Annotated in this window: 14 protein-coding genes; 7 read left to right on the top strand and 7 right to left on the bottom strand. The window is 73.5% G+C overall.

Going from position 1 to position 12957, the window contains the following annotated elements; all coding sequences use genetic code 11:
* From ABD948_RS02165 to ABD948_RS02175, 3 genes are read right to left on the bottom strand one after another with little or no spacing between them, the layout of a single operon-like run.
* Entirely contained in the window at positions 1 to 684 is a 684-nt protein-coding gene (locus tag ABD948_RS02165; RefSeq protein ID WP_345262405.1) for a hypothetical protein, read from the bottom strand.
* The gene (locus ABD948_RS02170) at positions 681 to 1352 is read right to left on the bottom strand and encodes a hypothetical protein (RefSeq protein WP_345262406.1); all 672 of its coding nucleotides are present in this window, start codon (positions 1350 to 1352) and stop codon (positions 681 to 683) included. Before ABD948_RS02170 ends, ABD948_RS02165 begins: the two co-directional genes overlap by 4 nt.
* Positions 1349 to 2068, bottom strand: a complete 720-nt coding sequence (locus ABD948_RS02175; protein WP_345262407.1) for a hypothetical protein — start codon at positions 2066 to 2068, stop codon at positions 1349 to 1351. Before ABD948_RS02175 ends, ABD948_RS02170 begins: the two co-directional genes overlap by 4 nt.
* A gap of 83 nt (positions 2069 to 2151) precedes the next feature.
* Between ABD948_RS02175 and ABD948_RS02180 the strand changes: the two genes are divergently transcribed.
* Positions 2152 to 2730 carry an antibiotic biosynthesis monooxygenase gene (locus ABD948_RS02180; protein ID WP_345262408.1) on the top strand — a complete coding sequence of 193 codons (579 nt, stop codon included), beginning with the start codon at positions 2152 to 2154 and terminating at the stop codon, positions 2728 to 2730.
* On the opposite strand, the gene ABD948_RS02185 is transcribed toward ABD948_RS02180, so the two are convergent.
* Positions 2681 to 4120, bottom strand: a complete 1440-nt coding sequence (locus ABD948_RS02185) for an MFS transporter (RefSeq protein WP_345262409.1) — start codon at positions 4118 to 4120, stop codon at positions 2681 to 2683. The genes ABD948_RS02180 and ABD948_RS02185 overlap by 50 nt on opposite strands.
* On the bottom strand, positions 4101 to 4709 hold the full coding sequence (locus ABD948_RS02190; RefSeq protein WP_345262410.1) for an HIT family protein: 609 nt from the start codon (positions 4707 to 4709) through the stop codon (positions 4101 to 4103). Before ABD948_RS02190 ends, ABD948_RS02185 begins: the two co-directional genes overlap by 20 nt.
* A gap of 92 nt (positions 4710 to 4801) precedes the next feature.
* Here ABD948_RS02190 and ABD948_RS02195 point away from each other — a divergent pair, with 92 nt between their 5' ends.
* Positions 4802 to 5698, top strand: a complete 897-nt coding sequence (locus ABD948_RS02195; protein ID WP_345262411.1) for a hypothetical protein — start codon at positions 4802 to 4804, stop codon at positions 5696 to 5698.
* 20 nt (positions 5699 to 5718) lie between these two features.
* On the opposite strand, the gene ABD948_RS02200 is transcribed toward ABD948_RS02195, so the two are convergent.
* Positions 5719 to 6687: a sulfotransferase family protein gene (locus ABD948_RS02200; RefSeq protein WP_345262412.1), complete on the bottom strand. Its 969-nt coding sequence runs from the start codon at positions 6685 to 6687 to the stop codon at positions 5719 to 5721.
* Between the two features lie 123 nt (positions 6688 to 6810).
* Here ABD948_RS02200 and ABD948_RS02205 point away from each other — a divergent pair, with 123 nt between their 5' ends.
* Positions 6811 to 7665 (top strand): phosphoribosylaminoimidazolesuccinocarboxamide synthase, encoded by an 855-nt coding sequence (locus ABD948_RS02205; RefSeq protein ID WP_345264441.1) that lies wholly within the window; start codon positions 6811 to 6813, stop codon positions 7663 to 7665.
* 40 nt (positions 7666 to 7705) lie between these two features.
* Entirely contained in the window at positions 7706 to 8125 is a 420-nt protein-coding gene (locus ABD948_RS02210) for an SRPBCC family protein (RefSeq protein WP_345262413.1), read from the top strand.
* An 87-nt stretch (positions 8126 to 8212) separates the two neighbouring features.
* Here the strand turns inward: ABD948_RS02210 and ABD948_RS02215 are convergent, their stop codons facing one another.
* Positions 8213 to 8728, bottom strand: coding sequence for a MarR family winged helix-turn-helix transcriptional regulator (locus ABD948_RS02215; protein ID WP_345262414.1), 516 nt, complete (start codon positions 8726 to 8728; stop codon positions 8213 to 8215).
* 23 nt (positions 8729 to 8751) lie between these two features.
* On the opposite strand from ABD948_RS02215, the gene ABD948_RS02220 reads away from it, so the two are divergent.
* From ABD948_RS02220 to ABD948_RS02230, 3 genes are all read left to right on the top strand, one after another.
* Positions 8752 to 10815, top strand: coding sequence for an MMPL family transporter (locus ABD948_RS02220; protein WP_345262415.1), 2064 nt, complete (start codon positions 8752 to 8754; stop codon positions 10813 to 10815).
* 88 nt (positions 10816 to 10903) lie between these two features.
* Positions 10904 to 12481 (top strand): long-chain-fatty-acid--CoA ligase, encoded by a 1578-nt coding sequence (locus ABD948_RS02225; protein ID WP_345262416.1) that lies wholly within the window; start codon positions 10904 to 10906, stop codon positions 12479 to 12481.
* A complete protein-coding gene (locus tag ABD948_RS02230) occupies positions 12478 to 12672 on the top strand; it encodes a hypothetical protein (protein WP_345262417.1) in 195 nt (64 codons plus the stop codon). Before ABD948_RS02225 ends, ABD948_RS02230 begins: the two co-directional genes overlap by 4 nt.
* Positions 12673 to 12957 lie beyond the last annotated feature (285 nt).

A 12957-nucleotide genomic window follows, 5' to 3' on the forward strand; every position in this document is an offset into this window, starting at 1 on the left:
TCACCCGGTCCAGGACACCGAGCCTGAGCCCGCCTCGTACTCGGTGCCGCGCGCGCTGTAGGTGACGCCCGTGACCGGCACGCCGCTGAGGGAGAGCGCGCTGAAGCAGCCCTCGAGGACCTGCCCGTCGGCCGCGCCCTCGGGCACCTCGGCCTTCTCGCACGGCCCGACCGCCCCACCGGTGATCAGCAGGCCGGACGGCAGCCCGTCGGGCTGCTGGCCCAGCAGGTCGCTCGAGGGCGACCACCCGGCCAGGTCGGCCGCACCCGAGACGACGGTGGCCTCGTAGAAGACGTAGGCCGGCGCGGCGTCGGGCCCGTAGCTGGCGGCCTCCTCGCCGAGGTCGGCGCGGTCGCCGGGCCGGATCTCGGTGACGGTCAGCTCGACGACGCCCTCGCCGCCGCCGAGCGAGTCCACCACCGGCAGGGTGGCGGTCTCGCCGAGCGCCAGCTCGCTGCCCGGCGGGGTCAGGTCGCCTGTGGGGGCGCTGGGTTCCTCGGTGGGCTCGGGCGTGGCTCCCTCCTCGGGCGTGACCTCCTCGGGCGGGATGGTCGCGCTCTCGGCCTCGGCGGGGGGCTGGTCGTTGCCGCCCACGCGCAGGTCCCCGGAGCCTCCCCCGCAGGCGGCGAGCAGCAGGACGGCGAGCGCGGCGGGGGCCACGCGGCCGGAGCGACGGCGGGTCACGGGACGTCCACCGCCCAGGTGACCCGCTCGGGACCGGGGGCGGCGTCCCCACCGCCGAGGTAGGCCACCGCGACCAGCGGCGTGCGGGGCGGGGACTGGGCGATCGTGCAGCCGGTCAGCGGCTCCTCCTCGGTCCAGCCCGGCGGGATCTCCAGCCGGGGGCACGGTGCGACATAGCCCGGGACCGCGATGGCCCCCAGGTAGGCGCCCTCGGCGGTGACGCCGGCGAGGTCGGATCCGGGCGACCAGCCGACCAGCTGGTCGGCCCCCTCCAGCGCGACGACCTCGAAGTCCACGAACACCGCGTCCCTCCGGGTCTCGGGATCCAGCTCGCCCGGGGCCGGGCGAGCGACGTCGGTGATCGAGTACAGGACCACGCCCTGCCCGCCGCCGGGCCCCTGTGCCGGGACGACCGCAGGGTCCAGCACCCCCAGCTCCGCGTCCGGAGGGGTCAGGAGCTCAACCGTGCTCGACTCGGTGGGCTCGTCGGTGGGTGCCTCGCTCGGCTCGGGAGCGGTGGTGAGGTCCTCGGGACCGCTCGCCGAGGGCTCGGGGGCGGCTGTCTCGACGCCGCCCACCCGCAGGTCGTCCGAGCCGGCGCCGCACGCGGTGAGCAGCAGGCCGGCGAGCCCGACGGCGGCCGCGCTGCCGTTGTGACGCCGGGTCACGGGACGTCGACCGCCCACGTGACGGGGTCCTGCTCGAAGGCGGTGTCGCCCCCGCCGAGGTAGCTCAGTGCGACCATCGGGTTGCGGGGCGGTGACTGCACGATGGTGCACCCGCTCAGGGGGTCACCCTCGGCCCAGCCCGGCGGGACCTCGAGCTGCGGGCACGCGTCCGACCCCCCGACGACGGCGATCGCCCCGAGGAAGCTGCCCTCGGCGGTGACCCCTGCGAGGTCGACGCCGGGCGACCAGCCGCCCAGCTGGTCGCCGGCCTCGAGCGCCAGGACGTCGAAGAACACGTAGACAGCCTTGTCCCGGGTCGCCGCGTCCAGCTCCGGCCCCGGCCGCTCGACCCGGCTGACGGCCAGCGAGACGACTCCGCGACCACCGGTGCTGCTCTGAGCCGGCAGCACGGCGTTCTCGAGCAGCTGCAGCTCGGTGCCGGGCGGCGTCAGCGGCTGGGTGAACCCGGTGGGCAGCCCGGTGGGCTCCTGCGTGGGCTCCTCCGTCGGCAGCTCGGTGGGCTCCTCGGTCGGCATCTCGGGCGGCTCGGAGACCTCGGGGCTGCTGGCCGACGGCTCCTCGGCCGGCGTCTCGACGCCACCCACGCGCAGCTCGCCGGAGCCACCGCTGCAGGCGACGAGCAGCAGCGACGCGGTGAGGGCGGCACCGACCCGCAGGGCTGCCGGGACGCGGGGGGAGGGCGGGGTCGGGGGCATGGCGCAGTGGTGCCCGCCACGGGGACGCACCAAACCCGCCCGACCGGTGCCGACGCCGCGAGCGGCTGCGGCAGCATGGTGGGGTGTCCCAGCCCGTCACCGTCGCCATCACCCGCCAGCTGGCTCCCGGCCACGACGCCGAGATGATGAGCTGGCTCAACGCCGGCATCACCCTCGCCGAGCGGTTCCCCGGGTTCCTGGGAGCGGGGTGGGTGCGACCCGAGCCGGGGTCGGACACCTGGCACATGCTCTACCGCTTCGCCGACGGGGCCTCGCTGGAGCAGTGGGAGCACTCGCCGCAGCGCCAGTGGTGGCGCTCCTCCGCGCAGGGCCTGGGCGTCGTGGAGGGGCGGGTCGAGCGGCGCACGGGCATCGAGGGCTGGTTCGACGTCCCGGCCTCCACCGTGCTGGAGAGCGGCGCTCACGCACCCGCCGCCCCGGCTCCGCCGCGGTGGAAGCAGGCCTGCGTGATCTTCCTGGTGTTCTTCCCGCTCAGCCTGCTGGTCAACGCCCTCGCCGGGTGGCTGGTGCCCGACCTCTGGCTGCCGCTGCGGGTGCTGCTCTCGGTGTTGGTGATGACGCCGACGATGACCTACCTGGCGCTGCCGTGGATCACGCGCCGGATGGCGTGGTGGCTGCACGCGGAGCGGCCCGCCAGCTGACGACGGCGGCCACGAGCGCGAGCCCGATGACGCCGACGGCCACCAGCAGCGCGCTGCGCAGGCCGGCGAGCTGGTAGACGGTCACCAGCAGCGCGGCGCCGAGGGAGGCGCCGATCCGCTGCCCGGTCTGCAGCGCAGCACCTGCCGCCCCGCCCATCCGTGGCGGCACCTCGGCGAGCGTGAGGGTGAAGTTGGGGGAGACGACGGCGCCGCTGCCCAGGCCGGCCAGCAGCAGGCACGGCACCAGCACCCAGACCAGGCCCGGGCCGCTGCGGTCGGCCGCGAGCCACGCCGTCAGGGCGGTGCCGGTCATCATCACGACGAGCGCGATGACGGTGAGCGGTCGGCCCACGGTGGAGACCAGCCGCCCGGCCACCGGCGAGGTGACGGCGGCGCCGAGCGCGAACGGCGTCAGGAGCAGGCCGGTCTCGAGGGCGCTGAGCCCGAGGTCGTCCTGCAGGTGCACCGAGACCACCAGGAAGATGCCGGTGAAGCCACAGAAGTACAACGAGCCGATCGCCATCCCGATGCCGTAGCCGGGCAGGCTGCGCAGGAGGGCGACGTCGAGCAGCGGCGCGTGGCCGCGGGCCAGCACCCGGTGCTCCCATCGCACGAAGGCCCAGCCCAGCACGGGGGCGAGCAGCAGCAGCAGGAGCGGTAGGCGGGCGCCGTTCTCGGCCTGGACGACCGGGAAGAGCACGGCGAGCACGGCCGCGCCGAGCAGCACCGCGCCGACGCCGTCCAGGCGGGTGTCGCCCTGCTGCTCCTCGGCGGGGTGCGCGGGCACCAGTCGGGCGATCGCGACCAGTGCCACCAGGCCGAGCGGCACGTTGACCAGGAAGAGCCAGCGCCAGCCGTTCTCGGGGCCGGCGAGAGCGATGATCACACCGCCGATGACGGGCCCGGCCGCCGAGGCGATGGCGACCGTGAGACCGAACAACCCGAAGGCGCGGCCGCGTTCCGGGCCGCGGAACAGCTGCTGGATAAGGCCGGAGCTCTGGGGTGTGAGCAGGCCTGCCGAGGCCCCCTGGGCCAGTCGCGCCACGACCGCTAGCTCGATGGAGGGCGCGAAGCCGACGAGAGCACTGCTCACGATGAAGCCGGCGAGTCCGACCAGCATCAACCGGCGCCGGCCGTGCGCGTCGCCGAGCCGCCCACCCGAGACCAGCGTCAGGCCGAAGGCGAGTGCGTACCCCGAGACCACCCACTGCACGGAGCCCGTCGAGGCGTCGAGGCCCTCGCGCATGGTGGGCAGCGCGACGTTGACGATCGTGACGTCGAGCAGCGCCATGAAGCCGACGGCCAGGACGACCGCCAGCACCTGCCACCGGCGGGGGTCGGGCGTGAACTCCTCCGCCGCCGGGGCAGGCTCATGCGCGGGCGTCGCCACCCCAGTTGGCGAGCTTGGTGGCCACGGTGTGCAGGTCCTCGCGCCAGACGTCCTCCGGCGTCGGGGGGATCATGTCGTCCCACGTGAGGGCGGTGGAGCCCTTGACGCCGGCCAGTCCGGCGGTGCGAGCGAAGAACCAGACGTGGCAGCGGGCGCCGCCGTCGCCCCAGCGGTTGACGTGCACGCGGGCGACGTGGGGGAGGTTCTCGATGATGCGCACGAGCCGGTTGGTGATGCGACCCAGCTCCGAGGCCATCTCGTCGTCGAGCTCACCGAGGTCCTGCAGCTCGCGGGTGTGGAGCACCAGCACCAACGGCAGGCCGCTCGGCGCGCCGGGGTGGGTGAGCACCCAGCGCTCGTCCTCCCACACGACGTGCGCGGGGTCGTGGTCGCCGAGCTCGGGGCCACCGGGCTCGCCGCGTCGCGGCTGCTCCTCGGTGACGCCCGGCAGCACCTTGGGTGCCAGGGCGTCGTCGACGACCTCCCAGGGGAAGATGTCCCACTGCGCGGAGGCGGGGAGCGGCAGGCGGCCGCCCTCGCCGGCGGCGGCGACGATGCGGGCGTGGACCTGGTCGGCGGACTCCGGCATGGCACCAGCGTGCCCTACGGCGTCCGGGCTCCGACCACGACCCCTGGACCGGAGCCCCAAAGTCGATTCATTCAATCGACTATGCTGTCGCCATGCCTGACGCCACGCTGCCCGTCCCCACCACGGACGACGCGACCGTCGTCGTCCCGGCGCCGGGGCCCGGGCCCGGCAACTGGGCGGGAGCGGCGAGCGCGGTGCTCGTGGACGGCACGTTCTGGCTGACCTACCGGGTGCGCCGGCCGCTGACCGAGGGCCGCGGGGTGGCGGTCGTCGTCGCCCGGTCCGAGGACGGCCTGGCGTTCGAGGAGGTGGTGCAGGTGCAGCGCGAGGCGTTCGGGTGCGAGTCCTTCGAGCGGCCGGTGCTCGTGCCCGTCCCCGGCGTCGGCTGGCGCCTCTACCTCTCGTGCGCGACCTACGACTCCAAGCACTGGTGGGTCGACAGCCTCACCGCCGACTCGCCCGCCGAGCTCGCCTCGGGGCGGCGGCGGGTGGTGCTGCCCGGCGACGACCGGGTCGCCGTCAAGGACCCGGTCGTCACCCACCACCCGGGGGCCGGGGACGAGGCCTGGGTGATGTGGCTGTGCTGCCACCCGCTCACCGAGCCCGGCCACGAGGACCGGATGACCACCCGACGCCTCACCTCACCCGACGGGCTGGCGTGGCACGACCGCGGCGAGGTGCTCGCCGGTCGACCGGGGGAGTGGGACCAGCGCGGTGCGAGGGTCACTGCGGTGCTCGCCGAGGAACCCCTCACGGTGCTCTACGACGGGCGCCCCGACGCGGCGTCGAACTGGCACGAGACCACCGGGGTCGCCCGGTGGGAGGGGGACCGGCTGGTCGCCACCGAGGTCGAGCCGCTGGCCTCCCCACACTCCGACGGCGCGTGGCGGTACGCCGCTGCCGTGCCGCTGCCCGACGGGCGCACCCGCTTCTACGTGGAGGCGGCCCGCCCCGACGGCGCCCACGACCTCGTCACCCTCGTGCGCTGAGCCGGGCCCAGCCGCCGATCTCAGCCGGTGCGCTGCTCGCGCTGGAGGTAGGAGCCCCGGCTGTCGGTGGAGAGCCAGTCGTCGAAGTCCTCGCCCGTCACCTCGGCCAGCAGCTCGATGTCGTCGGCGAAGGCCGGCAGCAGTCGCGCGCGCTGCTCGGGTGTCAGGTGGGGACGGAAGGGCTGACCTCCCCCGGCGAGCAGCCCGGTGAGCGGCCTGCTGGCCCGGCGCCACCACTCGGGCGGGGCGAACTGCGCGAGCGCCGCGCTGGCGCGGACCGTGGGTCCCAGGAGGCGCGATCGCCAGCCCGGGGTGACGAAGGGCCGTGCGTTGTCGCGGGGGATCACCGGCACGAGCCCCGTCTCGAGACCGAGGAACCGGCATGCCCGGTCGACCGTGCCGCCCGGGTCGTCGACGACGTCGCGGTAGCGGATCACCAGCAGGCGAGCCGGGTCGACCAGCGTCCGCAGGTGGGCCAGCTGCTCGCCGTAGAGGCCGAGGTCGCGGTAGCGCCAGAACGGCGCGTAGCCACGCTCGACCCGCTCGTCCTGGAGGGCGAAGGCCTCCTCGAAGTCCGCGACCGGCTCGAGCCCGTCGGACCACAGGTGCATCCAGTTGCTGTAGGCCCGGTCCACCGGGTCGCGCACCAGCGCGATGAGCCGGACGCTCGGCAGCTCGGCGGCGATCCGGCGGTGGGCGCTGCGGCTCCACAGGTAGAACGGCGTGCTCTCGCCTCGCACCTGGCCGGGTGCGGCGTCGCGGAAGAGCGCCGCGTAGTCGGCGCGCCGCCAGATCCACTCCTGCTGGGAGTGGCGGTCGCCGGGACCGCACCAGTGCGGCGGCGGCGCGTCGTCGCAGAGCCAGAACTTCGGCTCCTTCGGCGTCGTGGTGAACACCTGGGGGTGCTGGGCCAGTGCCGCGTGCAGGGCGGTGGTGCCGGCCTTCGGAGCGCCCACGACCAGGAAGTCGGGCTGAGGAGCGCGCGCCATAAAAGTAGAGTAACTCACCTGAGTTAGACATGCCCAGGCCCCTGCAGCGCGCGGACGGCGTGCGGCCCCGTCTCCTACGCTGGCCGCGTGCTGAACATCCCCGACGCTCCCGCGCTGCCGGGCATGCGACACCTGCACTCGGGCAAGGTGCGCGACCTCTACGAGGTGGAGGCAGGCCCGTACGCGGGTCAGCTGCTGATGGTGGCCAGCGACCGGATCTCCGCGTTCGACCACGTGCTCGCCTCCACGATCCCCGACAAGGGCGAGATCCTCACCCGGATGTCGCTGTGGTGGTTCGAGCAGCTCGCCGACCTGGTGCCGGGGCACGTGCTCTCCGCCGAGGTGCCCGACGTCGTCCGCGGCCGCGCCGTGGTGTGCGAGCGGCTGGAGATGTACCCCGTGGAGTGCGTCGCGCGGGGTTACCTGACCGGCTCGGGCCTGCTGGACTACCGCGCCACCGGCGAGGTGTGCGGCGTCGCGCTGCCGGAGGGGCTCGAGGACGGCAGCAAGCTGCCCGAGCCGATCTTCACGCCCGCCACCAAGGCGGCGCTGGGCGACCACGACGAGAACGTCAGCTACGAGGCGGTCGCGGCCCAGGTGGGCGAGGAGGTGGCCGACCGACTGCGGGCCGTCACCATGCGGGTCTACGCCACCGCGGAGCGGATCGCGCGCGAGCGCGGCATCGTGCTGGCCGACACCAAGCTCGAGCTGGGTGCCCGCGCCGACGGCACCATGGTGCTCGCCGACGAGGTGCTCACGCCCGACTCCTCGCGATTCTGGCCCGCCGACCAGTGGCAGCCGGGTCGCGCCCAGCCCTCCTACGACAAGCAGATCGTCCGCAACTGGCTGCTCTCGCCGGAGTCGGGCTGGGACCGCTCCTCGGACGAGCCGCCGCCGCCCCTGCCCGCGGAGGTCGTGGAGCGCACCCGCGCCCGCTACCTGGAGGCGTACGAGCTGTTGACCGGAGAGACGTGGTGAGTGTCGTGGCGAGTGACCTGGCGAGGATGGTGGCAGAACGATGACGAAGCCCGTGCGGTTCGAGGTGCCGGCTCAGGTGGCCTTCGACTACCTGGCCGACCCCGTCAACCGGCCCGAGTGGCAGAGCTCGCTGAAGCGGGTGGAGGGGATCACCGGGCCCGTGGCGGTCGGCCAGCGGTGGATCGACGTCACGGTGCCGGGCCTGAAGCCGGCGATGGAGACCACCGAGCTGGACCGGCCGCACCGCTGGGCGGAGCGCGGCACGTGGCGGTTCATCTCCGCCACGCTCACCCTCACCTTCACCCCGGTCGGCGAGCGGGCCTGCGACGTCGGAGTCTCGTTCGTGCTGCGGGGCAAGGGTCTCGCCGCACCCGTCGGAGCAGTGCTCACGCTCGTCTCGCCGCCCGCCGTGCGCGCCGACCTGGTGCGTGCCGCGAGGCTGCTCGCCGAGCGCGCCTGACCCTCACCGCGACAGTCCGACGGAAAGTGGTCGTCGGCAGGCGCCGGCGACGACCGAGATCCGACGGGCTGCCGCGGTGGTGTGTGCTCAGCCCTCGGCGATGTCGCGGCGCGCCTCGTAGGTGGCAGCAGCGGCGTCCTCGAGGAACGCGGCGATGACGGCGAGCTCCTCCTCGGAGCGGGCCGCGAGCACGGGCCCCATCCGAGCGGCGACGCGGGCGAACATCTGCCCACCCACCTCCATCGCGTGGTCGGTGGCGACCACCTCGACCGAGCGGCGGTCGGTGGGGTGCGGTCGCCGCTCGACGTGGCCCAGGCGCTCGAGACGGTCGAGCATCGCGGAGGTGGCGGGGGCGCTGAGCTGCATCGAGGCGCTGAGACGGCCCGGCGTCACCGGGCCCTCGGGGTCGTGCTCGCCGTCCATCACCTGGGCCAGGCCGGTGAGGTCGGTGCGGTGCATGGCGGCCTCGCGGCCGGCGGCTGCGATGTAGGCCTCGGACTGGTTGGCCATCTCGCGCATGCCGCGCACGACGCGCTCGGCCACGGAGCGGGCGTCGCCGTGCTGCGGCGGGCGCCGCGAGGGGACAGGACTTGATGCAGGCACCCCTCTACCCTACTCTTTCCAGCGTGGAAAAGTTCGATGAGCGAAACAGTCGCCACCGCGCCCTGGTCGGCCCCCGCCTGAGCTGGTTGGTCGTCCTCGTCGCGATCGTGCTCTCCGGCGTCGCCCTGGGGGCCGGCATCCAGGCCGACGAGGACCCCAACGGCGTCGCGAACCTGCCGGCCGACGCGCCCTCGGCGCTGGCCGGCGACCTGGCCGAGCGGATCGGCGGTGACGAGGTGACGCCCGCCTTCGTGGTGCTCGACCGCGGGGGCGAGCAGCTCAGCGCCGAGGACCGCAGCGCCGTCGAGGAGCTGGTGGGGCGCCTGACGCCGTTCGCCGTCGAGGGCCAGCAGGTCTTCCCGGCCTTCTCCGACGACGGCGAGGCGGCCCTGATCGGCGTCCCGCTCTCGGGCACCGCCGACCAGGACCAGGTCGTCGAGACCGTCGAGGACCTGCGCGCCGAGGTCGACGAGGGGCTGTCGGAGGGTCTCGACGCCCAGGTGACCGGCGGGCCGGCCTTCCTGGTCGACCTCGCGGGCGTCTTCGACGGCGCCGACGTGACGCTGCTGGCCGCCACCGCCTCGATCGTGGCGCTGCTGCTGCTCATCACCTACCGCAGCCCGTGGCTGTGGCTGGTCCCGCTCGCCGTGGTCGGCGTCGCCGACCAGGTGGCCATCACCGTCGTGGCCATCGGCACCAAGATCCTGCCCTTCGCCACCGACGGCGCCTCCGTGGGCATCACCTCGGTGCTCGTCTTCGGTGCAGGCACCAACTACGCACTGCTGCTCATCGCCCGCTACCGCGAGGAGCTGCGCCGTCGCGAGGACCGCTTCGACGCCATGCGCCACGCGGTGGGCCGGGCCGCCCCGGCGATCCTGGCCAGCTCGGGCACCGTGGTGCTGGCGCTGCTGATGCTCGGGTTCGCCGACAGCCCCAACAGCCGCAACATCGGCCTCGGCGGCGCGCTGGGCATCGCCACCGCCGTCGTCTACGCCCTGGTGGTGCTGCCGGCCGCCATGACCGTGTGCGGCCGCTGGCTGTTCTGGCCCTTCGTGCCCCGCGTGGGCCAGGCCGAGCCCACGCGCACCGGCTTCTGGTCCAAGGTCGCCGGCGTGGTGACCGGACGCCCGGTCGTCGTCGCGGTGGCGAGCCTGGTGGTGCTCGTGCTGCTGGCGCTGCCGCTCCTGGGTCTGCGCACCGGCCTCTCCCAGACCGAGCAGTTCCGTGCCACGCCGGAGTCGGTGACCGGGCAGGAGGTGCTGGCCGAGCACTTCCCGGCCGGGTCCACGCAGCCCACCACCGTGATCACCCGCGAGGGTGACGCCGCGGCCATGGAGCAGGCCGTGGGGCGGATCGCGGGCGTGCAGCAGGTCATGCCCGGCGCCACCGGGGAGGGGTACGCGGTGCTCTCGCTGACCCTGGACGCCGACCCGGCCAGCGACGAGGCGTTCGCGACCATCGAGCAGGTGCGCGACGCCGCCGCCGAGGTCGACGCCGACGCGCTGGTGGGAGGGCCGGACGCCGAGGCGCTCGACTCCTCCGACGCCGCCGCCCGCGACCGGCTGCTGATCATCCCGCTGGTGCTGCTCGTGGTGCTCGCCGTGCTGCTCGTGCTGCTGCGCTCGGTGGTCGCCGCCGTCGTGCTGGTGATCACCGTGGTGGCCACCTACGTCGCCGCACTCGGCGCGGGCTGGTTGGTCTTCGACCTGCTCTTCGGCTTCCCGGCGCTGGACCTCACGGTGCCGCTGCTGAGCTTCCTGTTCCTGGTGGCGCTCGGCGTGGACTACAACATCTTCCTCTCCACGCGCGCCAAGGAGGAGGCGGAGGAGGGCGCCGACCCCCGCACCGCGATCTCGGTGGCGCTGGCCGTCACCGGCGGCGTCATCACCAGCGCCGGCGTGCTGCTGGCGGCGGTCTTCACGGTGCTGGGGGTGCTGCCGCTGATCACCCTCACCCAGATCGGCGTCATCGTCGGCATCGGCGTGCTGCTCGACACCCTGCTGGTGCGCAGCGTGCTGGTGCCCGCGCTGGTGACCCTCCTGGGCCGGCGGTTCTGGTGGCCCGGGCACCTCTCGCGCACGCCCTGACGAGCGGGTTGCCCGTGCGGCTAGGTTGACCTGGAGTGGACGTGGAGATGCACGTCACGTCGTCGTCGACCCTGGAGGCACCACGCACATGAGCACCACCTACAACCTGGCCAGCCTGCTCGAGGACAGCACCGAGAAGTACGGGGACCGGGAGGCGGTGGTCCTGGGCGACACGCGCCTGACCTACGCCCAGGTCAACGGCGCGGCCAACCAGGTGGCCAACCTGCTGGCCTCGCGCGGCATCGGCCACGGCGACAAGGTGGCGTTCTCGTGCGCCAACCTGCCCTACTTCACGATCGTCTACTTCGGCATCCTCAAGGCCGGCGGCACCGTTGTGCCCCTCAACGTGCTCCTCAAGGGCCGCGAGGTCGCCTACCACCTCGGTGACTCCGACGCGAAGGCCTACTTCTGCTTCGAGGGCACCGCCGAGCTGCCGATCGGCACCGAGGGCCACGCCGGCTTCGAGCAGGCCGAGGGCTGCGAGCACTTCTGGATGATCACCGTCGACCCGTCCGCCGACTCGCCCGTCGAGGGCACCGAGACGCTCGGCCAGGGCATGGCCCAGCAGCCGCCCACCTTCGAGACCGTGGCCACCGACGAGGACGACACCGCGGTGATCCTCTACACCTCCGGCACCACCGGCCAGCCCAAGGGCGCCGAGCTGCGCCACCGCAACATGCGCGACAACGCGTTCTCCGGCGAGCACCTCTTCGGCGCCGACGCCGACAAGCCCGACACCTACCTGTGCGTGCTGCCGCTCTTCCACTCCTTCGGCCAGACCGTGATCCAGAACGGCGCCTTCGCCTTCGGCGGCACCGTGGTGATGCTGCCGCGCTTCGAGGCCGACGCCGCGCTCAAGACGATGGCGGCGAACGAGGTCACCTTCTTCGCGGGCGTGCCCACCATGTACTGGGGCCTGCTCGGTGCCCTCGACGGCTCCGGAGTCGACGTCAAGCAGCTCGCCGCCAACCTGCGGGTGGCCGCGGCCGGCGGCTCCGCGCTGCCGGTGGAGGTGCACAAGGAGTTCGGCAAGCGGTTCGGCGTCACGATCCTCGAGGGCTACGGGCTCTCCGAGACCTCGCCGGTCGCCTCCTTCTCGGCCCTCGGCGAGGAGGTGCGCGTCGGCTCGATCGGCACGCCCATCCCCGGCGTCGAGATGAGGCTGCTCGAGCCCGAGTCGTGGGAGGAGGTCAACGCCGACAACTCCGACGACCAGGCCGTCGGCGAGATCGCCATCAAGGGCCACAACATCATGAAGGGCTACTACAACCGCCCCGAGGCCACCGACGAGGTGATCAAGGACGGCTGGTTCCGCTCCGGCGACCTGGGCCGCCGTGACTCCGACGGCTGGTACTACATCGTCGACCGCTCCAAGGACATGATCATCCGCGGCGGCTACAACGTGTACCCGCGCGAGATCGAGGAGCACCTGCTCACCCACCCGGCCGTCTCGCTGGCCGCCGTCATCGGCGTGCCGCACGAGAGCCACGGCGAGGAGATCAAGGCCGTCGTGATCCTCAAGGACGGCGCCGAGGCCACCGAGGACGAGCTGGTGGCCTGGGGCAAGGAGGAGATGGCCTCCTACAAGTACCCGCGCATCGTCCAGATCGTCGACGAGCTGCCCATGACGGCCACGGGCAAGATCCTCAAGCGCGAGCTCTCGTGACGCTCGGCCGCGCGGCCGGCCTCGGCCTGGCCGGTCTCATGGTGCTCGTGGGCGTCGTGTGGACCGGTCAGGGCCTCGGCTACTTCGAGGGCAGCGTGATGACCGGCGAGGAGCTGTGGGCGGTCCTCGGCCCGATCGTCGCCGGCCTCGGCGTCGCGCTGTTCATCGTGGTGGTCAAGCCGCGGCGGTGAAGTGCGGACGGGTCCCGTCCGGTCGGGGCATGATGTGCAGCCCCTAGCCGGAGGTCCTCGGTGTACCGGAACCTGCTCGTTCCCCTCTGCGCGCTGATCGCCGTGCTGGCGGTTCTGTCCGTCCCGGCGACCGCCGCGCGGTCCGCGCCGGCTGCCGTTGCCGATCCGTGCGCACAGCTGCAGCCCGACGACCTGCGCTACGACGCACCCGACCTCGTGGCGGTCGTCTTGGCGCAGCAGGGATCCTGCTTCGCGCTGCCCGATCCCGCGGGCACGGTCTACCAG

It is taken from the genome of Nocardioides nanhaiensis, assembly GCF_039542785.1.
Classification (GTDB): Bacteria; Actinomycetota; Actinomycetes; order Propionibacteriales; family Nocardioidaceae; genus Nocardioides; species Nocardioides nanhaiensis.